At 71.4% G+C, this 24830-nt stretch carries 22 protein-coding genes, 1 pseudogene and 1 riboswitch; of the genes and pseudogenes, 14 read left to right on the top strand and 9 right to left on the bottom strand.

The genetic code is table 11. The annotated features are described in order from the left end of the window. Positions 1–33: 33 nt before the first annotated feature. Positions 34–1086 (bottom strand): ABC transporter permease, encoded by a 1053-nt coding sequence (locus tag AB0K03_RS37585; protein WP_364695718.1) that lies wholly within the window; start codon positions 1084–1086, stop codon positions 34–36. After that, complete coding sequence (locus AB0K03_RS37580; RefSeq protein WP_364695716.1) at positions 1059–2117, bottom strand: sugar ABC transporter substrate-binding protein; 1059 nt, start codon at positions 2115–2117, stop codon at positions 1059–1061. Before AB0K03_RS37580 ends, AB0K03_RS37585 begins: the two co-directional genes overlap by 28 nt. 105 nt (positions 2118–2222) lie before the next feature. Between AB0K03_RS37580 and AB0K03_RS37575 the strand changes: the two genes are divergently transcribed. Beyond that, on the top strand, positions 2223–3239 hold the full coding sequence (locus tag AB0K03_RS37575; protein ID WP_364695714.1) for a LacI family DNA-binding transcriptional regulator: 1017 nt from the start codon (positions 2223–2225) through the stop codon (positions 3237–3239). Here AB0K03_RS37575 and AB0K03_RS37570 read toward each other — a convergent pair. Continuing rightward, entirely contained in the window at positions 3236–5443 is a 2208-nt protein-coding gene (locus tag AB0K03_RS37570; protein ID WP_364695711.1) for a discoidin domain-containing protein, read from the bottom strand. The two genes, AB0K03_RS37575 and AB0K03_RS37570, sit on opposite strands and share 4 nt — an antisense overlap. A 478-nt stretch (positions 5444–5921) precedes the next feature. Between AB0K03_RS37570 and AB0K03_RS37565 the strand changes: the two genes are divergently transcribed. Beyond that, on the top strand, positions 5922–6422 hold the full coding sequence (locus AB0K03_RS37565; protein WP_364695709.1) for a metallophosphoesterase: 501 nt from the start codon (positions 5922–5924) through the stop codon (positions 6420–6422). Between the two features lie 93 nt (positions 6423–6515). Further along, positions 6516–7238: a hypothetical protein gene (locus tag AB0K03_RS37560; RefSeq protein ID WP_364695707.1), complete on the top strand. Its 723-nt coding sequence runs from the start codon at positions 6516–6518 to the stop codon at positions 7236–7238. A 152-nt stretch (positions 7239–7390) separates the two neighbouring features. On the opposite strand, the gene AB0K03_RS37555 is transcribed toward AB0K03_RS37560, so the two are convergent. Together AB0K03_RS37555 and AB0K03_RS37550 are read right to left on the bottom strand one after the other, a co-directional pair. Further along, a complete protein-coding gene (locus tag AB0K03_RS37555) occupies positions 7391–8485 on the bottom strand; it encodes an L-dopachrome tautomerase-related protein (protein WP_364695704.1) in 1095 nt (364 codons plus the stop codon). 38 nt (positions 8486–8523) lie between these two features. After that, positions 8524–9237: a TetR/AcrR family transcriptional regulator C-terminal domain-containing protein gene (locus AB0K03_RS37550; protein ID WP_364695701.1), complete on the bottom strand. Its 714-nt coding sequence runs from the start codon at positions 9235–9237 to the stop codon at positions 8524–8526. A 106-nt stretch (positions 9238–9343) separates the two neighbouring features. On the opposite strand from AB0K03_RS37550, the gene AB0K03_RS37545 reads away from it, so the two are divergent. Further along, positions 9344–10363 (top strand): NAD(P)-dependent alcohol dehydrogenase, encoded by a 1020-nt coding sequence (locus AB0K03_RS37545; RefSeq protein WP_364695698.1) that lies wholly within the window; start codon positions 9344–9346, stop codon positions 10361–10363. A gap of 101 nt (positions 10364–10464) precedes the next feature. On the opposite strand, the gene AB0K03_RS37540 is transcribed toward AB0K03_RS37545, so the two are convergent. Next, complete coding sequence (locus AB0K03_RS37540) at positions 10465–11889, bottom strand: glycine hydroxymethyltransferase (protein ID WP_364695695.1); 1425 nt, start codon at positions 11887–11889, stop codon at positions 10465–10467. A 19-nt stretch (positions 11890–11908) separates the two neighbouring features. Beyond that, positions 11909–12001: riboswitch (ZMP/ZTP riboswitch) on the bottom strand. A gap of 77 nt (positions 12002–12078) precedes the next feature. On the opposite strand from AB0K03_RS37540, the gene AB0K03_RS37535 reads away from it, so the two are divergent. Together AB0K03_RS37535 and erm are read left to right on the top strand one after the other, a co-directional pair. Beyond that, complete coding sequence (locus AB0K03_RS37535) at positions 12079–12261, top strand: hypothetical protein (RefSeq protein WP_364695692.1); 183 nt, start codon at positions 12079–12081, stop codon at positions 12259–12261. A gap of 325 nt (positions 12262–12586) precedes the next feature. Next, positions 12587–13357 (top strand): ErmE/ErmH/ErmO/ErmR family 23S rRNA (adenine(2058)-N(6))-methyltransferase, encoded by a 771-nt coding sequence (gene erm / locus AB0K03_RS37530; protein WP_364695689.1) that lies wholly within the window; start codon positions 12587–12589, stop codon positions 13355–13357. A 12-nt stretch (positions 13358–13369) separates the two neighbouring features. On the opposite strand, the gene AB0K03_RS37525 is transcribed toward erm, so the two are convergent. Continuing rightward, positions 13370–16336 (bottom strand): discoidin domain-containing protein, encoded by a 2967-nt coding sequence (locus AB0K03_RS37525; protein ID WP_364695686.1) that lies wholly within the window; start codon positions 16334–16336, stop codon positions 13370–13372. 124 nt (positions 16337–16460) lie between these two features. Further along, entirely contained in the window at positions 16461–17417 is a 957-nt protein-coding gene (locus AB0K03_RS37520) for an aldo/keto reductase (protein WP_364695836.1), read from the bottom strand. Positions 17418–17643: 226 nt separating this feature from the next. Between AB0K03_RS37520 and AB0K03_RS37515 the strand changes: the two genes are divergently transcribed. Beyond that, positions 17644–18555 (top strand): SDR family oxidoreductase, encoded by a 912-nt coding sequence (locus AB0K03_RS37515; protein WP_364695683.1) that lies wholly within the window; start codon positions 17644–17646, stop codon positions 18553–18555. A gap of 15 nt (positions 18556–18570) precedes the next feature. Beyond that, the gene (locus tag AB0K03_RS37510) at positions 18571–19398 is read left to right on the top strand and encodes a helix-turn-helix transcriptional regulator (RefSeq protein WP_364695680.1); all 828 of its coding nucleotides are present in this window, start codon (positions 18571–18573) and stop codon (positions 19396–19398) included. On the opposite strand, the gene AB0K03_RS37505 is transcribed toward AB0K03_RS37510, so the two are convergent. Further along, on the bottom strand, positions 19395–20198 hold the full coding sequence (locus AB0K03_RS37505; protein WP_364695677.1) for an SDR family NAD(P)-dependent oxidoreductase: 804 nt from the start codon (positions 20196–20198) through the stop codon (positions 19395–19397). The genes AB0K03_RS37510 and AB0K03_RS37505 overlap by 4 nt on opposite strands. A gap of 125 nt (positions 20199–20323) precedes the next feature. On the opposite strand from AB0K03_RS37505, the gene AB0K03_RS37500 reads away from it, so the two are divergent. From AB0K03_RS37500 to AB0K03_RS37475, 6 genes and pseudogenes are all read left to right on the top strand, one after another. Then, the gene (locus AB0K03_RS37500; protein WP_364695674.1) at positions 20324–21508 is read left to right on the top strand and encodes a zinc-dependent alcohol dehydrogenase; all 1185 of its coding nucleotides are present in this window, start codon (positions 20324–20326) and stop codon (positions 21506–21508) included. 61 nt (positions 21509–21569) lie between these two features. Continuing rightward, positions 21570–22067 (top strand): LURP-one-related family protein, encoded by a 498-nt coding sequence (locus tag AB0K03_RS37495; RefSeq protein ID WP_364695671.1) that lies wholly within the window; start codon positions 21570–21572, stop codon positions 22065–22067. Positions 22068–22135: 68 nt separating this feature from the next. Beyond that, the gene (locus tag AB0K03_RS37490) at positions 22136–22645 is read left to right on the top strand and encodes a copper chaperone PCu(A)C (RefSeq protein WP_364695668.1); all 510 of its coding nucleotides are present in this window, start codon (positions 22136–22138) and stop codon (positions 22643–22645) included. 2 nt (positions 22646–22647) lie between these two features. Continuing rightward, on the top strand, positions 22648–23811 hold the full coding sequence (locus AB0K03_RS37485) for a Dyp-type peroxidase (protein ID WP_364695833.1): 1164 nt from the start codon (positions 22648–22650) through the stop codon (positions 23809–23811). Positions 23812–23831: 20 nt separating this feature from the next. Further along, positions 23832–24371, top strand: coding sequence for a copper resistance CopC family protein (locus tag AB0K03_RS37480; protein ID WP_364695665.1), 540 nt, complete (start codon positions 23832–23834; stop codon positions 24369–24371). 247 nt (positions 24372–24618) lie between these two features. After that, positions 24619–24830 (top strand): annotated as a pseudogene (locus AB0K03_RS37475) (RNA polymerase sigma factor SigF); the annotation flags it as partial.

Raw genomic sequence — 24830 nt, 5'->3', positions numbered from 1 at the left:
CTCCTGGCCCTGGCTTCGCTGCGGTGCAGTCGGTCATGACTTGACCTTCCTGATCCACTGGTCGAGGGACACGGCGACCAGGACCAGCAGGCCGATGGCAAAGCCCTGCCAGACCACCTCGACGCCGCCGAGCTGCAGGCCGTTGCGGAAGACGCCGACGATCAGCGCGCCGATCAGGGTGCCGAGGACGCCGCCGCGGCCGCCGAAGAGGCTGGTGCCGCCGAGCACGACGGCGGTGATGGAGTCGAGGTTGTAGTCGGTGCCCACGTTGGGGCTGGCCGACGCGAGCCGGCCGATGAGGATCCAGCCGCCGATGGCGTACAGCAGGCCGGCGATCGTGTAGACGGAGAAGAGCACGCGGTTGGTGCGGATACCCGCGAGCCGGGCCGCCTCGATGTCGTCGCCGGTGGCGTACACGTGCTTGCCCCAGGCGGTGGAACGCAGTGCGTAGAAGAAGTACGCGAACAGCGCCAGCATGATGATCGAGCCGTACGTGAGCCGGAAGCCGCCGATGGGGATCGTCGTCCCAGTCCAGGTCATGAGCGACGGCATGTCCGAGCCGCGGACCGTCTCGCTCTTGGAGACGACCGAGTTGAGCGAGAAGAAGATGGTCAGCGTGCCCAGCGTGACGATGAACGGCGGGAGCTTGATCCGGGTGACGAGGAAGCCGTTCAGCGCGCCCATGGCCGTACCGCAGGCGAAGCCGAGCAGCAGCGCGAGGACCCCGGGCATGCCCAGCTTGGTGCAGAAGTTCGCCATCAGGACCGAGGAGAAGACCGCGATGGCGCCGGCCGCCAGGTCGATGCCGGCGGTGAGGATGACCAGCGTCTGACCGAGCGCCAGGGTCGCGATGACCGTGACCTGGGCCAGCACCAGCGACAGGTTCGCCGCCGAGAAGAAGCGGGTGTTGACGAGCGAGAAGGCGATGATCGCGACGACCAGGACGGCGAGCGGGCCGAGGACCGGGTTGCCGTGCAGGACGTGCTGGACGCGCAGGCCGAACGAGTCGTGCCGGCTGACCTCGAAGTCGGTGGCGCTCTCGGTTGCGGTCGCCATCGTCAGCCCCAGCAGTTCTGCTTGCCCCACGCGGAGTCCTTGGCCTCCACGCCGGCTTGCGGTTGGTCGGTGATCAGCTGGGCGCCGGTGTCGACGAAGTCCTTGCCGGCGGTGGCCTCCGGCTTGGTGCCGTCCTTCGCGAACTTGGCGACGGCCTCGATGCCGAGCGACGCCATCTTCAGCGGGAACTGCATGGAGGTCGCCCCGATGACGCCCTTCGCGACGTTGTCGACGCCCGGGCAGCCGCCGTCGATGGAGACGATGGTGACGGTCTTGTCCTTGCCGGCCGCCTTGAGCGCCTGGTACGCCCCGGCCGCCGCGGGCTCGTTGATGGTGTAGACGAGGTTGATCGACGGGTCCTTCTGCAGCAGGTTCTCCATCGCCGTACGGCCGCCGTCCTCGGCGCCGTCGGTGACGTCGTGGCCGGCGATGCGCGGGTCGTTCTCGTCGCCGATGCGGTTCGGGTCGCCGACCGGGATGCCGAAGCCGTCGAGGAAGCCCTGGTCCCGCTTGACGTCCACGGACACCTGGTTGGCGTTGAGGTCGAGCATCGCGATCTTCGCCTGCTTGCCGTCCTTGGCGAACTTGGCCTTCGCCCACTGCCCGATGAGCTTGCCGGCCTGGTAGTTGTCGGTGGCGAAGGTCGCGTCGACGGCGTCCGCCGGGTCGGTCGGCGTGTCCAGGGCGATGACGAGCATGCCCTGCTGCTTCGCCTTGTCGATGGACGGCACGATCGCCTTCGAGTCGCTCGGGGTGATGAGGAAGCCCTTGGCGCCCGACGACATCAGGTTCTCGATGGCCTGCACCTGGGCCTCGTTGTCACCGTCCTGCTTGCCGGCGAACGACTGGAGCTTCAGCCCCTGCTGCGTCGCCGCCTGCTGCGCGCCCTCCTTCATCTTCACGAAGAAGGGGTTCGTGTCGGTCTTGGTGATGAGCCCGACGATCTCACCGCCCCCGGACCCGCCGCCGTCGCCGCCGCACGCCGCCGTGCCGAGCAGCAGCGTCGTGGCGGCGAGGGCGGGTCCCACCCGGCCTAGCCTGATCAGCGTTGATCCACGCATGTCTCCTCCAAATCGATTTAGCAGGAATCGAGAGACAACGTTGTCTTGCAGTAGACGACTCGGACCATCGACTGTCAACAATTAGTTTCCGGATCGTTGCGTACGGTGATCAACAGGGGGATGCGGATGGGGCGGCCCACCATGAACGACGTGGCCCGCAGCGCGGGCGTCAGCCTCAAGACCGTCTCGCGGGTGGTGAACGGCGAGGCCACCGTGGACCCTGCCCTGGTCGCGCGAGTCCGGGCGGCGGTCGCCTCGCTGGGGTACCGGCCGAATCTGGGCGCCACCATGCTGCGGCGCAACGACCTGCGTACGCGGACCATCGGCGTCCTGCTCGAGGACGTGAGCAACCCGTTCTCCGCCGCGGTGAACCGGGCCGTCGAAGACGAGGCGCACGGCCGGGGCGTCCACGTGCTGACCGGCAGCCTCGACGAGGACCCGGTCCGCGAGCGCGACCTCGCGGGCGCCTTCGCCCGGCGGCACGCGGACGGGCTCATCCTCGCCCCGACCGCTCCGGATCAGGGTTATCTGGGCACCGACTGGCAGCCCGGCGCACCCGTGGTGTTCGTCGACCGGCCCGCGACCGGGTACCGCGGCGACACCGTGCTGGCCACCAACCGCAGCGGTACGGCCGACGCGGTCCGGCACCTGATCGCCCGGGGGCACCGCAGGATCGCGTTCCTCGGCGACGCCCCGCGCATCGCGACCGCCCGCAGCCGGCGGCAGGGTTACCGCGACGCCATGCGCGAGGCCGGGCTGCCCACCTGTGAGGCCGCCGCCCCGGACCGCGGCGCGGAGGCGGCCGCGCTGGCCCTGCTCACGTTGCCGGCCCGCCCGACGGCCCTGTTCACCGCGCAGAACCTGATCACCGTCGGCGCGCTGCGCGCCCTGCGCCGGCTCGGCCTGCAGCACCGCGTCGCGCTCGTGGGCTTCGACGACTTCCCGCTGGCCGATCTGCTCGATCCGCCGATCACCGTGGTGGCTCAGGACCCGGCGGCGATGGGCCGGGCCGCGGCGGAGGCGCTGTTCGAGCGGATCGACGGCTACGACGAAGAACCGCGCGAGATCAGCATCCGGACGATGCTGATCCCGCGCGGCTCGGGAGAACTGCTACCGGCTTAGGGGAAGTTGGTGACGTTGACCGGTACGGTCGCCGTGCCCTGCGCCGGGCCGCCGGTGTTGTTGACGACGTGGTCGATGACCCCGTTGCCACCCAGCGACACCGTGAAGATGTTGTGCAGCTTCACGCCGCCGTTCACCGGGACCTCGAAGCCACGGTCCGAGTGCACCGACGGGTTGACGTTGAAGTAGCAGTAGCTGCCCATCGCCCACGCCTCGTGGCTGGTGACGTTGTCGGCCACCTTGTACGCCGCGTACCCGTTGGCGCCGCTGCGCCAGGCCGCGTTCGACGGCGGGTCGTACGGCTGCTCGTTCTGCAGGAAGTACGTGCGGCCGCCGTTGCCGTTCCAGATGACCTCGTACTTCTGGTAGTGCTCGACGAAGAGGCCGTACGCCGTGACGTTCTGACCGTTGACGATCAGGCCGCTGTCGGCGGTGTTGACGGTCCAGCCGTACGTGCCGGCGTTGCCGTGGTCGGCGCGCCACGCCCAGATGTGGTCGATGATCGTGTTGTTGCTGTTGATCAGCAGGCTGTTGGTGGCCTTGCCGGCGATCGAGCCGCCGATCCGGAAGAAGACGTCCTGGACGGTCGTCGGGTTGCCGGCGTGGTTGGCCGAGGACCCGTTCGGGCCGATGACCAGCAGGTTCGCCGAGTTGGTGGTGCCCGCGTCGAAGAGCAGGCCGGCCACCTTCACGCCGTCCACATCGGCCACCTGCATCGGCGTGACGCCGTTGTCCGGGATGATCGTCGCGTAGCCCAGGCCGAGCACGACCGTGTTGGCACGGGTCACGTTGATCGTCTGGTTCACGTGGTAGACGCCCGGCTGGAAGATCAGGTTCAGGCCCTGCGCGAGCGCCTGGTTGATCGTCGCGGCGGAGTCGCCGGGCTTGGCGACGTAGAACTGGCTCAGCGGGAGGCTGGTGCCCGGCGTGTTGCCGTTCGCCCAGGTCACGCCGGACGCGTTCTGCTGCAGGTTCGGCACGAAGACCGCGTACTGGCCGCCGGCCTGGTAGAGGTACGGCTTCTCCCGGATCACCGGGGCGGTGCCGATCGTCGTGTACGGCGGGTTCGGGAAGCTCGACGCCGGGGCGCCCTGCACACCGACGAAGGCCTGGTTCCATACCGCGTTCAGGCTGGAGCCGATCTGGCTGTTGCGGGTGAACCACTGCTGCTGCGAGTACTGCTGCTCCGAGCCGCTGATCCGCGAGTCGGCGATGTAGCCGCCGGAGGCCCAGCCGTACCCGTTCGGGGCCAGGTTGAGGTCGCCGTGGATGTCCATGCGGCGGAACGGCGCGGCCTGCGAGACGGCCCAGCGGTTGGCGCCGCTGACCGGGTAGACCGAGACGTTCTCGACCGAGCGCCAGAAGTTCTGGGTGGCGTTGCCCTGGAACCAGCCGGCGTCCACGGTGATGTCACCGTTGATCCGGACGTCCTGCGGGTTCTGGCCGAGGCCGAGCACCGAGGTGTAGAAGCCGACCTGGATGTTGAGGCCGTTGTAGGTGCCGGGCTTGAACGCGAGCACGTAGCGCTGCAGGCCGAACTGGTTCGACTCCTGCTGCTTGAAGATCGTGTCGGCCTGGCTCTGGATCGAGGCGCTCGACATGGAGGGGTCGAAGACGATCACGTTCGCGCCGAGGCTGCCGCCGCCGGGGACGGTCGGGCCGGTGGGCGGCGGGGTCGTCGGGTCCGTCGAGGTGCCGCCGAAGACCTTGAACTCCCACAGCGAGTAGCCGTAGCCGGTGGCGCGCTCGGTGCCGTACATGCGCACGTACCGGGCGGTGGCGTTGACCGTCACGCTCTGGACGCCCACGACGCCGGCGGTGGCCGGGCCGGCGTCCGTCCACGTCGATCCGTTGGCCGAAGTCTGGATCTTGAAGGTCTTCGCGTACGCGGCCTCCCAGTTCAGCTCGACCCGGTTGATCGCCGAGCTGGCGCCGAGGTCGACCTGCAGCCACTGGGGGTCGGAGAACGCCGACGACCAGCGGGTGCCGGTGTTGCCGTCGACGGCGGCGGACGCCGGATACGGGCCCGGGTTCTCCGAGGACGAGGCCGTGGCGGGCTTGCCCTGCGAGAGCAGCGTCTCGGCGGCGTGCGCGGTCAGCGTGGTGAACGCGCCGAACGCCGCGACGACCGCGACGACCAGGCCGCCGGCGGCGCCGAGGCGCCACCGGCTGCGAGATCGGGGGATGGCTTGGGGGACGGTCATGGCTTCGCTTCTCCTCGTACGGAGGTACGGACGCGCGGGGTTCGCGTCCGGATGAGGCAGGAGCCGGGGAAAGCTCCGGAACGGGCGGGACGATCTCGGGAGAGCGCTCACCCGTGTGCTGTGGACGCTAAGTTCGTTACGTCGATGTGTCAAAGGGTCGGCGTACCGGTTACAGAGGCCGTCCCGGAACCGGTTCCGCCGATCGGACAGGACTGGACGGCCGGTCCCGGTACACCGATCTCCCCCGGTTGCCATCGCGGCCCGGCGACACCGGCCGCTAGCTGCAGCTATGCCCCTTTGGGCCACGAGAGCGGGCCGTCCGGCACGAGGCAGCGGCGACTGCCGGATAACGCTTTTCGTCGACCATCGACGCGTCCAAATGAGCTGCGGCCAGCAGGACGGTCCTATGGTTCATACCGGACATGCCCGGCGATCTCCGGGAAGCGCTTCCCGGTCCGCGGGACCCTACAGTGACTCCATGCGCCTGGTCCTGACGACCGACACCCACGTCCCCAAACGCGCCCGGGACCTGCCCGCCGAGCTCTGGGCGGCGATCGACGCGGCCGACGTCGTCGTGCACGCCGGCGACTGGGTCGACGTACCGATGCTGGACGCGCTCGAATCCCGGTCGCGGCGGCTGATCGCCTGCTACGGCAACAACGACGGCCCCGCGCTGCGCGCCCGCCTGCCGGAGATCGCCCGGGTCACGCTCGACGGCCTCCGCCTGGCCGTCATCCACGAAACCGGCGACGCCAAGGGCCGCGAGCAGCGCTGCGAGACCGCTTTCCCGGAAACGGACGTGCTCGTCTTCGGCCACTCCCACATCCCGTGGGACACGACGACCACGGGCGGCCTGCGCCTGCTCAACCCGGGCAGCCCGACGGACCGGCGGCGGCAGCCGGCCTGCACCTACATGACCGCCGCCGTATCCTCCGGTCGGCTCGGGGCCGTCACGCTGCACCGGCTGCCGCTGCGTTGACAGGGCACGGCAACGCCTGCCGCACATCGCGGAGCCGCGGGGCCACGGAAGTGCCGCAGAATAGAGCCGCGGACGACGGGGACGGGGAGGCGCGTGAGCACATCGGACGACGACGGGATCGTGCTGGCACATCGGCGGAAGTCGCCGGCGCCGGGGATCCGCAAGACCCTCTACGGGCTCGGGCCGCTGCTGGCGGCCGTCGGGAGCTTCGTGCTGCTGCTGGTGAACGACGACAGGCAGGCATGGAACGCGGCGCTTGCGGTGTTCCTGGCCGCCATGGCCGTCCTGATGTACCGGGGCGCCTGGTGGCTGATCGACGGCATCACCGATCTGATCGTCTGGTGGGGCATGCACCGCGGCCCGGACGCGGCCATGCGGCTGACCGAGCGGGGCGTGGATTACTCACCCGCGTGGCGCGGGACCGGGTTCGACATTTTCGTCCCCTGGTCGGAGGTGACCGGCACGGCGTTCCGGCCGGGGCTGGGGCCGGCGCCGATCTTCTGCGTCGACACGGACGGACGGTTTCCGCCGGGGCCTCGCCGAGCGCCGTCCCCCGCCCTCACCCGAAACCTCACCGGCGCGCTGGAGTGGGTCCGCCTGGTTCGCCGGGACGAACCGGCCGCAGCCGGGATGGACGACGCGACCCTGGCGAACATCTTCCACTTCGGCACACCCTTGGTGATCAACCTGCGGCTCTGCAACGGCGTCGACACGGGCACGCTGGACCGTCGGCTGCGGGAGTGGACCGGGGGCCGTTGCACATGTGAGCCTCCACCGGATCTGTGGCCCGGGTCAGAGTTGACGCCCCGCACGTGAGCTGGTCGCTCCTCGCGACTCCACCGCACGCCTGACGGCCGACTCCGAGGTCGACGGGATGAGCTTCCGCAAGCCGCAACCAGCGGCGGTGCTCAAGGTGGTCTGCGAGCTCGCCGTGGCGGCGGAGCATTGGCCGTGGTGAGCGCGCCGCCTCAGACGAGACGGACCGGACCGGCGCCGATGTGGACGCGGAAGAGCTGGTACGGGTAGCGCCGCTGGTCCTGGCCTCGGCGGTACGTGGCCTGGCGGTGCAGCTGGTTGGCCGTCACGTAGAGGTAGCCGTCCTCGGCGACCGACATGGTGTCCGGCCACAGCAGGCGGGGGTCGTGTGCCACGGTCTCCATCGTGCCGTCGGGCAGGCGGCGGAGGATTGCGTTGTGCTCGGTGTTCGTGACGTAGACCCGGCCCTGGTCGTCGGTTTCCAGGCCGTCGGCGACGCCGCCCTTGTCGCCCTCGTCGACGACCGTCGCCGCCACCTCGTCGTCGCTCAGGTCGCGGTCGAGGAGGGCGTCGGTGGAGACGCTGTACCAGCGGCGGGACATCAGCGGGCAGTAGAAGACGCGGGAGCCGTCGGCCGAGATCGCGATGCCGTCGGCGCCCATCGTGACCGGCTCCGGGACGCTGTCCCCGGGGCGTTCCAGGAACGGCTCGCCCTCGACCACGGGCAGCAGGGCCGGCGGGACCTCCGCCTTGGTGGACGGGTGGTCGTGCAGCCGCCGCCAGGCGGTGCCGCTGCCGAGGTGGACCACGATGATGGCGTTCGGGCCCTGGTCCGACGAGTCGGTGATGTACGCGACGTCGCGCCGCAGGTCGAAGCGCATGTCGTTGAGGTACGTGGTGGGCAGCGCGGCGCTGCGGTCGAAGACGATGGTCCGCAGCACGGCGTCGTTCGCGAGGTCGATGCAGACGAGCTTGGGGCCGCCGACCTGCGTCTCCTTGAACATGGGCGAGCCGGTGTCGAGCACCCACAGCCGGTCGGCGGGGTCCACGACCACACTCTGCACCGAGACGAACGCCTTGGGGTCGTCGTCGGCGGACGGGCTGTTCCAGGCCTGGTTCGGGTACGGGACCACGGCCCCGTCGCGGATCTCCCCGACGGTGAACTCCACGTCGTCGCCCCACTTCGGGAAGTTCACGAAGATGCGGCCGCGCGTGGAGACGCTGACGCCCGTCGGCATGGGCCCGCTGTCGAACGTGTGCACCGTCTCCAGCTCGCCGAGGGGCTGGTCGACAGGATGATCCGTCATTCTCGGCGCTTACCCGCGGGGCGTGGCCGCAAAACGGGCTAGCCCGGGTGCGACGTCCAGCCCTGGCGGTGCAGCCGCTCGACGCCGTCCAGCAGCAGGTCGAGAGCGAACTCGAATTCGAACTGGTCGTCGCAGCCCGGGCCGACGACCGACGCGTCGTCGTGGGCGGCCGCCGCCGCGATGGTGGCCAGGTGCGGGAACCGGTCGGCGAACTCCGGCGGCGGGGCGGCCGGCGGCTCGGCGGCCGCGGCGGCTCCCGAGCGGCCGGCGTTCCGGGACGCGTCGAAGAGCTCCTGGCTGAAGCCGAGCATCCGGCTGCCCATCGCGTGCATCACGTGGTGGGCGAGGTCGGCCGAGAAGCCGCCGGCCGTGAGCGTGCCGACCATCGAGTCCAGGTACGCGAGGACGCCCGGCGTCGCCGCGGTGCGTGACTCGATGGCGATCGGCGCCCAGGGGTGGCGCTGCAGCACCTGCCGCGCCGAGAGGATGCGCCGGCGGACGGCCTGCTTCCACCCGGCGCCGGCCGCGGGCGGGTCGATCTCGGCGACGACCGCGTCGATCATGCCCTCGAGCAGCTCCTCCTTGTTGGCCACGTGCTTGTAGAGGGCCATCGGCACGACGCCCAGCTCCTGGGCCAGGTTGCGCATGCTCAGCGACGCGATCCCCGCCTCGTCGGCCAGGGCGACGGCGGCGTGCAGCACGCGCTCCCGGCTCAGCGGTGCGCGCCGCAGGGTTTCGGTCTGCTCAGCCATGCCGTCCTCGGGTGTCACGGGGCAGGGGAAACGATATCCGGCTTGACGGGTGTACGCCGTACACCCCAGACTGGGTGTACGGCGTACACCACCAGGGGAGGTTGCGGTGAAGGCAATCGTTCAGGACAGGTACGGACCACCGGAGACGCTCACGCTCGCGGACGTCGACAGGCCGGTTCCCGGGCCCGGCGAGGTGCTGGTCCGGGTGGAGGCGGCGGCGCTCAACGCGTACGACTGGCACGTGATGCGGGGCGATCCGCGGATGGCACGGCTGGCCCTGGGCCGGTCACGCCCCAAGGCGCGGATCCGAGGCCGCGACTTCGCCGGCCGGGTCGAAGCCGTCGGGGCCGGGGGCGGCGCGGCCGGGGGCGGCGGGTTCCGGCCCGGCGATGCGGTGTTCGGCGACCTCGGGGATGACAACGGCGCGTTCGCCGAGTACGTACGGGTGCCCGAGGAGCTGGTCGCGCCGATGCCCGCGAATCTCACTCCGGAGCAGGCGGCGGCCCTGCCCCTGGCCGGCGTGACCGCCCTCATGGGACTGTGCGACGCGGGAGAGCTGCAGCCCGGTCAGCACGTGCTCGTCAACGGCGCCTCCGGCGGGGTCGGCACGCTGGCGGTGCAGCTCGCCAAGCTGCTCGGCGCGACCGTGACCGCCGTGTGCAGCACCCGCAACGCCGACCTGGTCCGTTCCCTCGGCGCCGACCACGTCGTCGACTACACGCGCGACGACTTCACCCGCCTCGGCCCCCGCCACGACCTCGTCCTCGACCTGGTCGGCAACCGCACGCTGCGGGCGTTGCGGCGGTCAGTGACGCCGACGGGCACCCTCGTCCTCTCCGGCGGCGGGGTCTACCGCGGCGGCAGCGTCATCGGCCCGGTCTGGCTGATCGCCCGCGGCCGGCTGCTGGCGCCGTTCCTCCGACGGCAGCGCATCGTCGTCCTCACGACGGCCCCCAGCCGCTCCCACCTGGACATGCTGCGCACCCACGCCGAGAAGGACGGCCTCGTCCCGGTGATCGACCGCAGCTTCGAGCTTCACGAAGTGCCCGAGGCCATTCGCTATCTCGAGACCGAGCACGCCCGCGCGAAGGTCGTGATCTCGATTCTCCCCACTCACGCAGAATGAAGGGGCCAGGGCCAGCGAATGCTGGGCCCCGGCCCCGGCCTCGACGGGAGTTGCGGTCTGCACCACCCACCGAGCTACGACATCAAGAAGTTGACTTTGATCTAGATCCCCAGGTCGACGCTCGGGTAGAGCGGGAAGGCGCCGAGCAGCTCCGTCGCCTGCTTGCTGATCCCGTCGGCAACCGCGGGGTCGAGGTCGAACTTCGCCTTCGACGCGCCGGCCTTGGTCTGCGACAGGACCGTGTGCATCAGCTCGGCGATCTGGTCCATCTCCGCCGTGCCGAGGCCGCGGGTGGTCAGCGCCGGCGTGCCGATGCGGATGCCGGAGGTGTACCAGGCGCCGTTCGGGTCCTGCGGGATCGCGTTGCGGTTGGTGACGATGCCGCTGTCCAGCAGGGCCTGCTCGGCCTGGCGGCCGGTGAGGCCGTACTTGTCGACGTCGACCAGCACGAGGTGGTTGTCGGTGCCGCCGCTGACCAGGGTCGCGCCGCGGCGCAGCAGACCCTCGGCGAGCGCCTGGCTGTTGTCGACGATGCGCTGGGCGTAGTCGGCGAACTCGGGGCGGCGGGCCTCCGCGAACGCGATCGCCTTGGCGGCCATGACGTGTGCGAGCGGGCCGCCGAGCACCATCGGGCAGCCGCGGTCGACCTGGTCGGCGAGCTCCGGCTGGCAGAACACCGCGCCGCCGCGAGGGCCGCGCAGGCTCTTGTGGGTCGTCGTCGTGACGATGTGCGCGTGCTCGATCGGGTTGAAGTCGCCGGTGAAGACCTTGCCCGCGACCAGGCCCGCGAAGTGCGCCATGTCGACCATGAAGGTCGCGCCGACCTCGTCGGCGATCTCCCGCATGATGCGGAAGTTCACCTTGCGGGGGTACGCCGAGTAGCCACCGACAATGATCAGCGGCTTGAACTCGCGCGCCGACTCGCGCAGGGCGGCGTAGTCGATCTGGCCGGTGGCCGGGTCGACGCCGTAGCTGCGCTGGTCGAACATCTTGCCGGAGATGTTGGGGCGGAAGCCGTGGGTGAGGTGGCCGCCCGCGTCCAGCGACATGCCGAGCATCCGCTGGTTGCCGAAGGCCTGCCGCAGCTCGGCCCACTCGGCGTCGGTGAGATCGTTGACGTTGCGCTTCTGCGCCTTGGCCAGCGCCGGCGCCTCCACCCGGTCGGCGAGCACCGCCCAGTACGCGACCAGGTTGGCGTCGATGCCGGAGTGCGGCTGGACGTACGCGTACGGCGCGCCGAACAGGGCCTTGGCGTGCTCGACGGCGACCTGCTCGACTGTGTCGACGTTCTGGCAGCCGGCGTAGAAGCGGCGGCCGATGGTGCCCTCGGCGTACTTGTCGGAGAGCCAGTTGCCCATGGCGAGCAGCACGGCGGGGGACGCGTAGTTCTCGGACGCGATCAGCTTGAGCGACTCGCGCTGGTCGTGCAGCTCCTTGGCGATGGCGTCGGCGATGCGGGGCTCGACGGCGCGCACGGCCTCCAGGGCGGCGCGAAACGCGGTCGACTCGGCGTTCAGCTCAGACATCGGACCTCCCTATCACAGGTGAAGAGGCCCAGGCGCACGGCAGGTCACCCCGGTGGGTGGGACCGCTCCCCGATGGTGGATCCATCCGAACGCGCCAGTCACGGCCCGGGGGAAGCATACCGGCGTACGGCCGTGCAATCACAACCGAGAAGCGGGACGAGGCGTTGCGGTGATCACTAGCCTGGCCCCGTGAACGGCGTCCAGATTCTCCTGGTCATCGGGGCCGGCATCGCGATCTCCGCGCTCGCCCACCGCCGCGGGATCCAGCCCGGCCGGGACGCCATCCAGGTGATCGCGCTGGTCGTCACGCTCGGCACGCTGCTGATCCAGGGCACCACGGTCCGCCGCGCGGTCGCCGGGAAAATGCGGTGAGCCGGCCGCCGTCCGGCGGTACGGTCGGCGCCATGCCAACGCCGCACGCCCTTCTCGCGCGGGCCACGACGTCTGTCGCGCGCGGGTCCCTGCACTCGTCCCGCCTGCGTGACCGGCGCCGCGCCCTGCGCCGCCGCTGAGCCGCACCCGAACCCGACCGCCGAGCTGAGCGCTGCCGCCAGGGCCCTTCGTGTCCTCTTCCCCACGGACGGGCCTCGCTGACGCCTGCCCGCGTCCGCCACCACGCCGGTGCCGGACCGCGGACCGGCCGCGCTGACGCCTGTCCGCGTTCGCCGCCCCACCGGCGGCAGACAGGACCTCGGTCATGGCGCAACACCGGCACGAACACGCCCGCGCGCGGCGGGCGTACGGACAGAATCTCCTCACCGATCCCCGCTCGCTTCGGCAGGTGGCCGCGGCCGCGGAGCTACGTCCCGGCGAGCTCGTGTACGAGGTGGGCGCCGGCCGCGGCCACCTCACCGCCGAGCTGGCCCGGCGTACGCGGCGCCTCGTCGCGTACGAGGTGGACCCCGAGATGGCTGCCGCACTCCTCGACCGGCCCGGGGTGACCGTACGGGCCGGGGACTTCCTGCGGGCGCTGCCCCCGGGCGAGCCGTTCGCCGTGGTGGGCAACATCCCGTACGCGCTCACCGCAGCGGTCGTCGAGTGGTGCCTGCACGCCCCGGCGCTGACGGCCGCCACCCTGGTCACCCAACTGGAGTACGCCCGCAAGCGCACCGGCGACTACGGCCGCTGGAGCCGGCTGACGATTCGCACCTGGCCGGCGTACGCCTGGGACCTCGCCGGACGGCTGCCGCGTACGGCGTTCCGCCCGGTCCCCCGCGTGGACGGCGGCATCCTCCGGTTGCGGCGCCGCCCGGTGCCGTTGGTGCCGGACCCGGCGGACTGGCAGCGCTTCGTGGACCTCGGGTTCACCGGGCTGGGCGGATCGCTGCAGGCCACCCTGACCGGCCGCTACGGCGTACGGCGTACCGCCGCCGCGTTCCGGGCGGTCCGGCTCGCACCCGACGTTCCGGTGGGCCGCGTGTGGCCGGAACAGTGGCTGACCCTCTACCGCCTGCTCAGCCGGTGCTGACGCGAGGACCGGTCAGTGGACGGCGAGCTCCACCAGCTCGGCGTCGCCCGGCTGCCAGCCGTCCACCACGACTGCCACGTAACGGGCCCGCGCGCCGAGGGCGCCGTACGTCAGACCGTCCAGCGACGCCTCGACGCGGTGCGGACGGCGGTTCCCCGGGCCCCAGCGCACGCCGACGTCCCGGATCGCGGTGACCGCGCCGAGGTCGACCACCATGCGGCCCGCCGCACCGGGCCGCCACGACGTCCGCGGGTCGCCGTCGACCGCGCGGTCCGGCGAGGTCATGCCCTCGGGCAGCGGCGAGGTCGGGAACGTCGTCCGGCCGCGGGCCAGATCGGCGGTCGGTGTCACGGGGGCGCCGGGCACCGTCACGCGGCGCGACTTGCCGGCGGCCAGGCGTACGACCGCGGACCAGGACCCGCACCGCAGCGTGATCCGCACCCGATGGTCCTGCGGGGCCGTCACCGTGACGTGGTGCGAGTCGTGGACCTCGTAGCGGGTGCCGGCCGGCGCCGCGCCCTCGACGGTGAAGCGGGGCGGCTCGACCCGGGCGGCGCCGCCGTCGAGGCTGACCTCCCACTCCAGCCCCTTACCGGTCGTGACCTGGGTGCCCCTATACAGCCGGGCCTGCGACGGTATGCGGACGGTCACGTCGCGGACCGGGTCGGGCGCGAGGTTGAAGACGCTCAGGTAGCCGTCGGCGTCGCTGACCGACAGCCCTTCGGCGGTGGGTAGCGCGCGGGCCGCGGCGGCGGCGAGGTCGCGGCGCCCGCCGGCGTACCCCTCGATCAGGGGCGCCGGCGCGCTGATGCCCGCCGCGGTCACAGTGATCTTCCTCTTGCCGCCGTGGGTGACGACGCCGGCGCGCCCGTCGATGCCGACCCACCGCTCGGCCGTGCGGGTCTCCGGCACGACCACGGCATCGGTCCAGGTGAGACCGTCGGTCGACGTCTGGATCGCGAACTTCTTGGCGTACGCGGTCTCCCAGTGGATCCGGACCCCGGCGACCCGCACCGCCAGACCGAGGTCCACGGCGAGCCAGCTGTCCGCCCGGCCACGCTCCTCCGCGGCCACCGTCCAGCGGGTCAGCGGGTTGCCGTCGGTGGTGTTGCGGGCCGGATACCAGACGTCCTCGGACGACGCGGTGGGCATCGCGCCCTGGGCCAGGTCGGCGCCGCGGACGTCGAGCACCTCGAAGGTGTAGATCGAGTAGCCGAACTTCGTCGCGGGCTCGCGGCCGAGCATCCGTACGTAGCGGGCTTTGCGCGGGCTGAACGTGATGTTGCCGGTCAGCTGGTCGGCGAGCTCGGCTCGACCGCCCTCGAAGGTGAACGTGCGGCTGCCGGTGAGCCCGGGCACGCCCGGCATCGCCATCGTGAACAGCGCGAGGCCGCCCTCCCCCGGCAAACCCGTGCTGGCGTACACGACCGTGCCGGTGGGCAGCGTGGTGAAGCCGGCGTAGCCGCCGTTGACCGCGAGGACGGTCGCGGTGGCGTCGACCCCGTCACGGTTCTTCCGGTACGCCTTCGTCCAGCGCCCGGTGGAGCCGGCACCGGCGGGCAGGAACGCCGGGACCCGGGTGTCGACCAGCCAGTTGTCATGGCCGGGCTGCCAGAGGAAGCCGACGAACTCGGGCTTGGTGACCGCCGCCGCGAACGCCGCCGGGGACTGCTGGACCGTGAGCCCGACGTCCCGGCCGAAATCGCGGGTGCCCGCGGCGGAACGGAAGAACTCCGCCTTCGACACCGGCGTCACCGGCGTCTTGCGCAGGCGGTGGAACAGGTAGGCGATGGCGACCTCGGCGCGGGCCATCGGCTCCTCGCTCTCCTCGCCACCGAACTTCACGAGCCGGAACTCGGGCTCGTGCCACACGTACGGCATGAGCCGCGTGGCGAGGTCGGCCTCGGCGCGGGCCGCGTCCCTGTCCCCGGCTACCTGGGCCAGGAACGCGAGCGGGAGGACGTCCCGGCCGTACAAGTGGTAGCGGTCGGCGGCCATCGGCATGACCGGCTCACCGGCGTCGCTCGCCAGCAACCGCAGCGTCCGCCACAGCTGTTCCCCGCTGGGCCGGCGGGTCAGGATCTCGGGCACGGGCTGCCCGGCCACCATGAAGTGGATCGCCGCGCGGCCGGCCGTACGCCACAGCTCCGCCTGGTGATCGGGGCTCGCGGAGCCCTGACTCTCGACGATGAACGAGTCATGGATGTTGTGCGCGGTGGTCCGCTGATCGATGCGATCCCCGTCCACCACCGCGGGATTCGCCCGGTCGGCGACGGGCAGGGCGCTGGCGTTGCTCGCCCAGAAGAGGAAACGCTCCCGCCACGCCTCGGCCGACTCGGGGTCCGCGGTCCAGGCCAGCCCGGGGGCGATGGCCTGCGCGTACGCCCCCATCTCCGCCAGCCTGCTGTCGCCCTTCCACCCGCCGGCGGTCCCGCCGGGCGTCCAGCCGGGGCTCATCGGGTCGTCCCGGGTGTTCAGCTCGTACGCGTACGCGGCCTGCCCCTCGGCGATGCGCTGCACGTTCACCCGGGTGGCCGGGTCGAGGTCGGCCCACATCAGCCGGGCGGCGAGCACGAAGTACAGCTCGAAAGTGGAGTCCCAGAAGAGCAGCCGCCCCCACTCGTCCCCGCCCGCGAGCCGGTTGCCGGCGGCGAACCGCTTGATCGTCGCGACCGTCCGGGCTTTCAGCGTCGCCGCATCGACACCTGCGAGCCCGGCGTCGTAGTCGTCCATGCCGAGCAGCACGGCGTTACCGAGGACCGAGACGAACCGGAACTCCCCCGCCCGGTATGCCCCGATCGCCTCGTCCCACTGCTCCTCCACCCACCGCGTGTGCACATGCAGCGCCTCACGGTAAGCAGCGGCAACCGGCCCGACCGCCCGCGCCGCGGCCACCGCGGCGGGCACACCGGCGAACACGCTGCTCACGCCGCCGATGCCGGCCAGCGCGAACAGCTGACGACGGGACAGTGCGACCAAGGGGGACCTCCGGGCGGGACGCCGATGTCCTGCATACCCTTCGCTTCAGCCCCAAAGACTGTCAAATCACACTTCGGCCACCATCAGCGTGCCCGATGGGGCGGATTTCCACGGTGGACGGTCCTCAGGCGGTACGGCGGCGGCGGGCGAAGGGGTCGGTCAGGGCGGGTGGGACGTAGCCCGCGTCCGCGCGGCTGAAGGTGGTGCCCGGCGGGACGATCTCGTCGATGCGGTCCAGGATGTCCGTGCTCAAGGTCACGTCCAGGGCGCCGATCTGCGACTCCAGGTGCTCCATCGTGCGCGGGCCGATGATGGGTGAGGTCACCGCCGGGTGCTGCAGCACGAAGGCGATCGCCATGTGCACCAGCGGGATGCCGGCCTCGTCCGCGAGCTGCCCCAGTTGGTCGGCCGCGTCCAGCTTGCGCTGGTTCTCCGGCAGGGACAGGTCGTAGCGCTGCGGGAGCCGGTTGGCGCGGGTCGAGCCCGGCGCGTCCTGGCCCTTGCGGTACTTGCCGCTCAGCCAGCCGCCCGCGAGCGGGCTCCACGGGATGACGCCCATGCCGTACTGCTGCGCCACCGGCAGGAGGTCGGCCTCGATGCCGCGGACGAGCATCGAGTACGGGGGCTGCTCGGTGACGAACCGTCCGAGGCCGCGTCGCTGGGCCACCCACTGCGCCTCGACGATCTCGTGCGGCGGGAAGGTCGAGGAGCCGAACGCGCGGATCTTGCCCTGGCGCTGCAGGTCGGTCAGGGCCGACAGGGTCTCCTCGACGTCGGTGCCGGGCGACGGCCGGTGCACCTGGTAGAGGTCGATCCAGTCGGTGCCGAGCCGGCGCAGGCTGTTCTCGACCTCGCGGATGATCCAGCGGCGGGAGTTGCCCTGGCTGTTGGGGTCGCCCTTCGTTCCGGCGGGGGCGTCCGCCGGGACGCCCATCTGGCCGTGGAACTTGGTGGCGAGGATGACGTCGTCGCGGCGGCCGTCCGCAAGCGCCTTGCCGACGATGATTTCGCTCTCGCCCTGCGAGTAGACGTCGGCGGTGTCGATGAAGTTGATGCCGGCGTCGAGGGCCCGGTGGATGATCCTGACGGACGTGTGTGCCCCCTCCGCGATTCCGGAACCAGGATTACTTGCTTGTTAACTAATGCATCGATGAGACTGTCTGGACCGTCCCCAGCACCTGCACGTCCCCCGTTCCGAGGCGCCGGCCGACACTCTCGAGGCCGGCGCCCCGGCGTATCCAGGGACCGATCGTCCGGGGATCGACGTGGCATTCCTCCGGGCGCCGGCGCGGGCCACGCTTCAGGGCATGACAGACGTTCCCGTACCCGATCTGACCGGCCGGCTGGCCGTGGTCACCGGCGGCAGCGACGGCCTGGGCCTGGGGTTGGCGGCCCGCCTGGCCGCGGCCGGCGCCGAGGTGGTCCTCCCGGTCCGCAACGCCGCCAAGGGCCGCGCCGCACTCGACCGCATCCGCGCCACTGCGCCGCGCGCGGCGGTCTCCACCCGTACCGTCGATCTCGCCTCGCTGGGCTCCGCCGCGGCGCTGGCCGACACCCTGCTCACCGAGGGACGGCCGATCCACATCCTGATCAACAACGCGGCGGTGATGGCCCCGCCGGCCCGGATCGGCACGCCGGACGGCCTCGAACTGCAGTTCGCGACCAACTACCTGAGCCACTTCCTGCTGGTCACGCGGCTCCTGCCGCTGCTGCGCGCGGGCCACGCCCGGGTCACCACGCAGACCAGCTTCGGCGCGCGCTCCGGCCGCTTCGACTGGACCGACCTGCAGAGCGAGAAACGGTACGGGCCCATGCGCGCGTACAACCGCTCGAAGCTGGCCGTCATGCTGTTCGCGCTGGAGCTGGACCGGCGCAGCAGGGCCGGCGGGTGGGGCGTGAGCAGCAACGTCGCGCACCCCGGCCTCGCCTCGACGAACCTGCAGGGCAACGGGCCCAAGCCGATGAAGGCGCTGTTCCGGCGACTCGCGCGGCTCGGCGTGCTCGTCCAGACCGCCGAGCAGGGCCTGCGTCCCGCCCTGCACGCCGCCACCGGGCCCGAAGCCCAGGGTGGCCGCTTCTACGGGCCGGGCGGGTTCGGGCACTTCACCGGCGCGCCCGCCGAGCAGGCGATCTATCCGTCGGCGCGCAGCCGGGACGACGCCGAGCGGCTCTGGCGCGTGTCGGAGGAGCTCACGAGCCGCGTACCGGCCCGGGGCTGAGAGAGGATGGGTGCCGTGGATCGCGCTCAGCTCGCCGACTTCTTGCGTACGCGCCGGGAAGCGCTGCAGCCGGAGGACGTCGGACTGCCCCGGGGGCAGCGCCGGCGCACCGGCGGGCTGCGCCGCGAGGAGGTCGCCGCGCTCTGCGGCATGTCGGCCGACTACTACAGCCGGATCGAGCAGCAGCGCGGCCCGAACCCGTCCGAGCAGATGCTCGCCGCCATCGCCCGCGGCCTGCACCTGTCCCTCGACGAGCGCGACCACCTGTTCCGGCTCGGCGGGCACGCCGCGCCGCAGCGGGTGCTGCGCTCGGACCACCTCAACCCGGGGATCATGCGCATCCTCGACCGGCTGGAGGACACGCCGGCGCAGGTGATGAGCAGCCTCGGCGAGACGCTGCGGCAGACCCGGCCGGCGATCGCGCTGCTGGGTGACGACTCGCGCTGGACCGGAATGGCGCGCAGCATGGTCTACCGCTGGTACACCGACCCGTCGGCCCGGTTGATCTACCCGGAGGAGGACCACCCGCTGCACGGGCGGATCTTCACGGCTCAACTGCGGGTCGCGTACACGCGGGAGGGCAAGGGCTCCCGGGCCGCCGCCGTGGTCGACGCACTGCACGAGCGCAGCGCCGAGTTCCGGTCGGTGTGGGCGGAGCACGACATCAGCTCCACCCACACGGACCTCAAACGCATCGTGCACCCCGAGCTCGGGCTCATCCAGGTGCACTGCCAGACGCTGGTCGACGCCGACGTGTCGCAGGTGCTCCTGGTCTTCACCGCCGTACCGGGCACGGAGAGCTACGAGAAGCTCCAGATGCTGTCGGCGGTGGCGGCGGGTTAGTCGCCCGAGCCCGGCTCCGCCATCTTGCGGTGCATCTTGGCCTTGGCGCTGTCCGGCATGACCTTCGAGGCGGCCGCCTGGACCTTGGTCATGACGGACCCGGCCACCACCTTCTCCTCGCCCTTCATCAGGGCCTCGTACGCCTGCTCGGCCACCTGCGCCGGGTCGTCCTTCTTGCTCGAGCCGACCCGGGTGTCGTCCATCTCGGCCCGGTGGAAGAAGTTCGTGTCGGTCGGACCGGGCATCAGTGAGGTGACGGTGACGCCGGTGTCCTTCAGCTCCTCGCGCAGCGCCTCGGCGAGGGACTGCACGAACGACTTCGACGCGTTGTAGACCGCCTGGTACGTGCCCGGCATCATCGACGCGATCGAGGACGTGAACAGAACCCGGCCCTCGCCGCGGGCCACCATGTCGGGCAGTACCCGCTTCGCCAGGTGCACCGTCGAGGTGACGTTCACGTCGATGATGTTCAGCTCCTGGGCCAGGTCGGTCTCGCGGGTGAAGTCGCCGCCCATACCTCGCCCGGCGTTCAGGGCGACGGCGTCGACCGGCCGGCCGGCCGCGGCGATCTCGGCGTACAGCTTCTCCACGCCGTCGTACGTGGCCAGGTCGGCGCGTACGGCCGTGACCTGGTTCTGCCCGTCCCGCCGCAGGTCGACGGCGGCCTGCTCGATGTCCGCGTCCTCCGCGGCGAGCAGCAGGTCGTACCCGTGGTCGGCGAACTGCCGGGCCAGCTCGTAGCCGATGCCGCTGGACGCGCCGGTGACCACCGCGAACGGCCGCTCGGTGGGAGTCGTCATGGATTCAGCCCTCCTCGTTGTCTTCGTCCGGGGTGCCCGCCCACCGGACGGTTAACCCACGCATATCCGCCCGGACAGCGGGCACCACAGAAGGTGACGACCACAGCCGAGACGCGGAGGACCGCATGCGCGCACTCACCTGGCAGGGCACCGAGAAGGTGTCCGTCGAGACCGTTCCCGACCCCAAGATCCAGGAACCCACGGACGCGATCATCAAGGTCACCTCCACCGCGATCTGCGGCTCCGACCTGCACCTGTACGACGTGCTCGGCATGTACCTCGACAAGGGCGACGTGCTCGGCCACGAACCCATGGGCATCGTGGAGGAGGTGGGCCCGGAGGTCACCCACATCCGCCCCGGCGACCGGGTGGTCATCCCGTTCAACATCTCCTGCGGCTACTGCTTCTTCTGCAGCCGCGGGTACTACGCCCAGTGCGAGACCACGCAGGTCAAGGAGCACGGCAAGGGCGCGTCTCTGTTCGGCTACACCAAGCTGTACGGCCAGGTCCCCGGCGGCCAGGCCGAGTACCTGCGGGTGCCGCAGGCGCACTTCGGCCCGATCAAGGTCCCGGAGCAGCACCCCGACGAGCGGTACCTGTTCCTCTCCGACGTGCTCACGACCTCCTGGCAGGCCGCGAAGTGGGCCGACATCGCGCCCGGCAGCACGGTCTTCGTGACCGGTCTCGGCCCGATCGGGCAGATGACCGCCCGGATCGCCCGGCACCTCGGCGCGGAACGCGTCATCGCCACCGACAACGTGCCGGAGCGCCTCGAGATGGCCCGCCGCAACGGCATCGAGGCGCTGAACTTCGACGAGGTCGACGACATCCCGGGCGCCGTGCTCGAGCTCACGCACGGCCGTGGCGCCGACAGCGTGGTCGAGGCGGTCGGCATGGAGGCGCACGGCACGCCGTTCCAGGAGTTCGCCCAGAAGGCCGCGGGCCTGCTGCCGGACGCGGTGGCTCGCAAGGCGATCGACAAGGCCGGCGTGGACCGGATGGCCGCGCTGCGGACGGCGTTCGCGGCGGTTCGGCGGGCCGGCACGGTGTCCATCATCGGCGTGTACGGCGGCCAGGCCGACCCCATGCCGATGTTCGACCTGTTCGACAAGGGCATCACGATGCGCATGGGCCAGGCCCACGTGAAGCACTGGGTCGACGACATCCTGCCGCTGCTCACCGGCGACGGCGACCCGCTGGGCGTGGACGACCTGGTCACCCACCGGCTGCCGCTCGAGGAGGCGCCGCACGGGTACGACATCTTCAAGAAGAAGGAGGACGGCTGCATCAAGGTCGTCCTCAAGCCCTGACGCTCCGGGCCGCCCGCCGGATGAGGGTGCGGCGGGCGGCCCTCGCGCGCAGAATCGGCGCATGTATGTGATCAGGGAGCGGTTCTTCGCGTTCGGCGACGACTTCGACGTGCTGGACGAGCACGGCACCAAGCTGTTCCGCGTCGACGGCAAGGTGTTCAGCGCCCGGGACAAGATGGTGATCGAGGACCCGGCCGGCGTCGAGGTCGCCAGCGTCCACCGGCATCTGGTGGCGTTGCGGCCCACTTACGAGATCCGCATCGGCGGCGAGAAGGCCGCCGAGGTGCGCAAGAAGCTGTTCACGCCGTTCCGGGACCGGTTCACGATCGACGTGCCGGGCCCGGACGACCTCACGATGAAGGGCGACCTGCTCGACCACGAGTACGTCATCGAGCGCGGCGGCCGCGACGTGGCCGCGGTCTCCAAGCGCTGGCTGACCATCCGCGACACGTACGCCGTCCAGGTCGCCGCCGGCGAGGACGCCCTGCTGATCATCGCCGCGGTGCTGGCGCTCGACCTCGCCCTCGAGCGCGAGGAGAAGAAGAAGGCGGACGAGTAAGTCACCGGAACCAGCGCACGTCTCCGTCCGACCAACGCTTCCGATACCGGAACGCGGACGGAGATGCGATGAGGGCACCGAGGTTTCTGGCACTGGCGGCGGCAGGCGTCCTCGCGGTGAGTCCGGCCGCCTGCGGATCGGCCACCGAGGCTGCGGACGCGCCGCAACCCTCGGCGAGCGGCGGCTTCTCCGTCCGGGACCCCTGGGTGAAGGCGGCCGACAAGGGCATGACCGCCGCGTTCGGCACGCTCGTCAACGACGGATCGGCCGATGTCACGGTCGTGGCCGCGAGCTCGCCGGTGTCGCCGATGGAGCTGCACGAGATGGCGATGCAGGACGGCGCCATGGTCATGCGGCCCAAGCAGGGCGGGCTCGTCGTCAAGGCAGGCGGCAGCCATGTGCTCGAGCCCGGCGGCGACCACCTCATGCTGATGAACCTGACCCGGCCCGTACGCGCCGGTGACGAGGTGACGTTCACGCTGACGTTCGCCGACGGCAGGACCACGGACGTCCGCGCCGTCGCGAAGCCCTTCACCGGCGCCGGGGAGAGCTACGCCCCGAGCATGGCACCCCGGTGAGGATGGGCCGCCGGGCCGCGCTTTCGGTGGGCGCTGCCGCCGCGGCCGCCGGCGCTCTCGCGACGGCAGCGGCCATGAAGGACAGCGCGCCTCCCGGCGTCGCGGCCGCACCACCCCACGACGGTACGGCGGCAGAACCCTTCCACGGCCCGCGGCAGGCCGGGGTCGAGACGCACGCGCAGGCGCACGCCGCGTTCGTCGCGTTCGGCCTGCACCGGGGCACCGACCGCGCGGCGCTCGGCCGGCTCCTGCGCCTGCTCAGCGACGATGCCGCCCGGCTGACCCGGGGCGAACCTGCGCTCGCCGACACCGAGGCGGAGCTTTCCCTGCTGCCCGCGCGGCTGACCGTCACGTTCGGGTTCGGGCCGGGGCTGTACCGGGCGGCGGGGCTGGCCGCGCCCGTGCGGGACTTGCCGGGGTTCTCGATCGACCGGCTCCTGCCCCGGTGGACGGGCGGGGATCTCCTGCTGCAGATCTGCGCCGACGATCCGGTGACCGTCGCGCATGCTCAGCGCGTACTGATCAAGGATGCCGTGCCGTTCGCCGCGGTCCGGTGGGTCCAGCAGGGGTTCCGCCGCGGACGCGGCATCCAGGACGACACGCAGACCCAGCGCAACCTGCTCGGCCAGCTGGACGGTACGCGCAACCCCGAGATCGGCAGCCCCGCCTTCGCCGCCGCGGTGTGGCGGCCGGACGGGAGCAGCACGGTGGTGGTACGCCGCATCCGCGCCGAGATGGAGCGCTGGGACCGGCTGGGCCGGCGCGACAAGGAGCTGGCGGTGGGCCGGCGGCTGGACTCGGGCGCGCCGCTGACCGGCGTGCACGAGCGGGACGAGCCGGACTTCACCGCGGTGGACGCGGCCGGGCTGCCGGTGATGCCGGACTTCGCGCACGTCACCCGGGCCCACGTGAGCGACGAGGCGCTGCGGATCCTGCGCCGGCCGTACAACTACGACGGCGCGCCGGGGGCCGACGGGCGGGCGGACAGCGGGCTGATCTTCGTGTCGTACCAGGCGGACGTGGACCGGCAGTTCGTCCCGATCCAGCGCCGGCTCGCCGAACGGGACCTGCTCAACGAGTGGATCACCCCGGTGGGCTCGGCCGTCTTCGCCGTGCCGCCCGGGTGCGCGCCCGGCGGCTGGGTGGGCGAAGAAGTGCTCTCGTGAAGAATCCAGAAAGGACAGTCATGCGGTTTCTCCGCTTCCTCGCGGCCGGCCTGGCCGCGGCCGTCGCCGCCGTCACCGCCGCCGGTCCGGCCTGGGCACACAACGCCCTGGTCGAGGCCACGCCGGCGAAGAACGCCGTCCTCACGAAGCCGCCGAAGGGCGTCGAGCTGCGGTTCCTGCAGAAGCTGGACGACCGGTTCCTCACGATCGTCGTCACCGGGCCGGAGAAACAGAAGATCGCGACGGGTACGCCGGAAGCCGACGGTCAGATGGGTTCGGTGGCGTTCACCGGCCCTCTGCCGAACGGGGAGTACACCGTCGCCTACCGGGTGGTGTCACGCGACGGCCATCCGGTCCAGGGCTCGTACGCCTTCTCGGTGAAGAACCCCGCCCCCGTCGCGTCACCCTCGTCGCCGTCACCGTCACCGTCGTCTGTCGTGCCGGCCGCGCTCGCGGAAGAGGAGAAGGAAAGTACGCCCTGGTGGCCGGTCGCGGCGACCGTCGCCGGGGTGGTCCTGGTGGCGGCGGGAGGGGTACTCGCGGCCCGCCGTCGCCACTGAGTGATCATGCCCGCACGCTCGGTGCATCATCGATAGCGGTCGTACGGCTACTTAAAGTGACTCATACTTTCGGCTAGTCAGGAGTCGACCACTCGGCTAAGGTCGTTGTAACCGAACGGGCCAAGCGTGCCTGGACAACGGTGGTCTCATCGATCATCGTCGACCCGATACAGCGACACCCCCCACCCGATCGGGCCCGGCGACCGCCGGGCCGGCTCTCCGGACAGGGGCCAGGGAGGACCACGACATGACTGTTACCCAGTCGACCGCGACCCACACGTCGAGCACGATCAGTGCCGCGCCGGCGGACAGCGCCGCCGACCTGCTCAACGCGATGGCCGCGATGCCGGCCGGCCACCCGTCCCGCGCCGCGCTGCGGGACCGGGCGATCGAGGCCTGGCTGCCGCTGGCCCGCCACCTCGCGCACCGCTACTCCGGCCGCGGCGAACCCACCGACGA

It is taken from the genome of Actinoplanes sp. NPDC049316, assembly GCF_040677315.1.
Lineage (GTDB): Bacteria > Actinomycetota > Actinomycetes > Mycobacteriales > Micromonosporaceae > Actinoplanes.
This window is presented reverse-complemented; position numbering and strand designations above follow the sequence as displayed.

Bases quoted from the DNA above. Each gene is read 5' to 3' on its own strand.
- AB0K03_RS37580 (WP_364695716.1), bottom strand. From the start codon at position 2,117: ATGCGTGGATCAACGCTGATCAGGCTAGGCCGGGTGGGACCCGCCCTC.
- AB0K03_RS37570 (WP_364695711.1), bottom strand. From the start codon at position 5,443: ATGACCGTCCCCCAAGCCATCCCCCGATCTCGCAGCCGGTGGCGCCTC.
- AB0K03_RS37565 (WP_364695709.1), top strand. From the start codon at position 5,922: ATGCGCCTGGTCCTGACGACCGACACCCACGTCCCCAAACGCGCCCGG.
- AB0K03_RS37555 (WP_364695704.1), bottom strand. From the start codon at position 8,485: ATGACGGATCATCCTGTCGACCAGCCCCTCGGCGAGCTGGAGACGGTG.
- AB0K03_RS37550 (WP_364695701.1), bottom strand. From the start codon at position 9,237: ATGGCTGAGCAGACCGAAACCCTGCGGCGCGCACCGCTGAGCCGGGAG.
- AB0K03_RS37540 (WP_364695695.1), bottom strand. From the start codon at position 11,889: ATGTCTGAGCTGAACGCCGAGTCGACCGCGTTTCGCGCCGCCCTGGAG.
- erm (WP_364695689.1), top strand. From the start codon at position 12,587: ATGGCGCAACACCGGCACGAACACGCCCGCGCGCGGCGGGCGTACGGA.
- AB0K03_RS37515 (WP_364695683.1), top strand. From the start codon at position 17,644: ATGACAGACGTTCCCGTACCCGATCTGACCGGCCGGCTGGCCGTGGTC.
- AB0K03_RS37505 (WP_364695677.1), bottom strand. From the start codon at position 20,198: ATGACGACTCCCACCGAGCGGCCGTTCGCGGTGGTCACCGGCGCGTCC.
- AB0K03_RS37500 (WP_364695674.1), top strand. From the start codon at position 20,324: ATGCGCGCACTCACCTGGCAGGGCACCGAGAAGGTGTCCGTCGAGACC.
- AB0K03_RS37495 (WP_364695671.1), top strand. From the start codon at position 21,570: ATGTATGTGATCAGGGAGCGGTTCTTCGCGTTCGGCGACGACTTCGAC.
- AB0K03_RS37490 (WP_364695668.1), top strand. From the start codon at position 22,136: ATGAGGGCACCGAGGTTTCTGGCACTGGCGGCGGCAGGCGTCCTCGCG.
- AB0K03_RS37485 (WP_364695833.1), top strand. From the start codon at position 22,648: ATGGGCCGCCGGGCCGCGCTTTCGGTGGGCGCTGCCGCCGCGGCCGCC.
- AB0K03_RS37480 (WP_364695665.1), top strand. From the start codon at position 23,832: ATGCGGTTTCTCCGCTTCCTCGCGGCCGGCCTGGCCGCGGCCGTCGCC.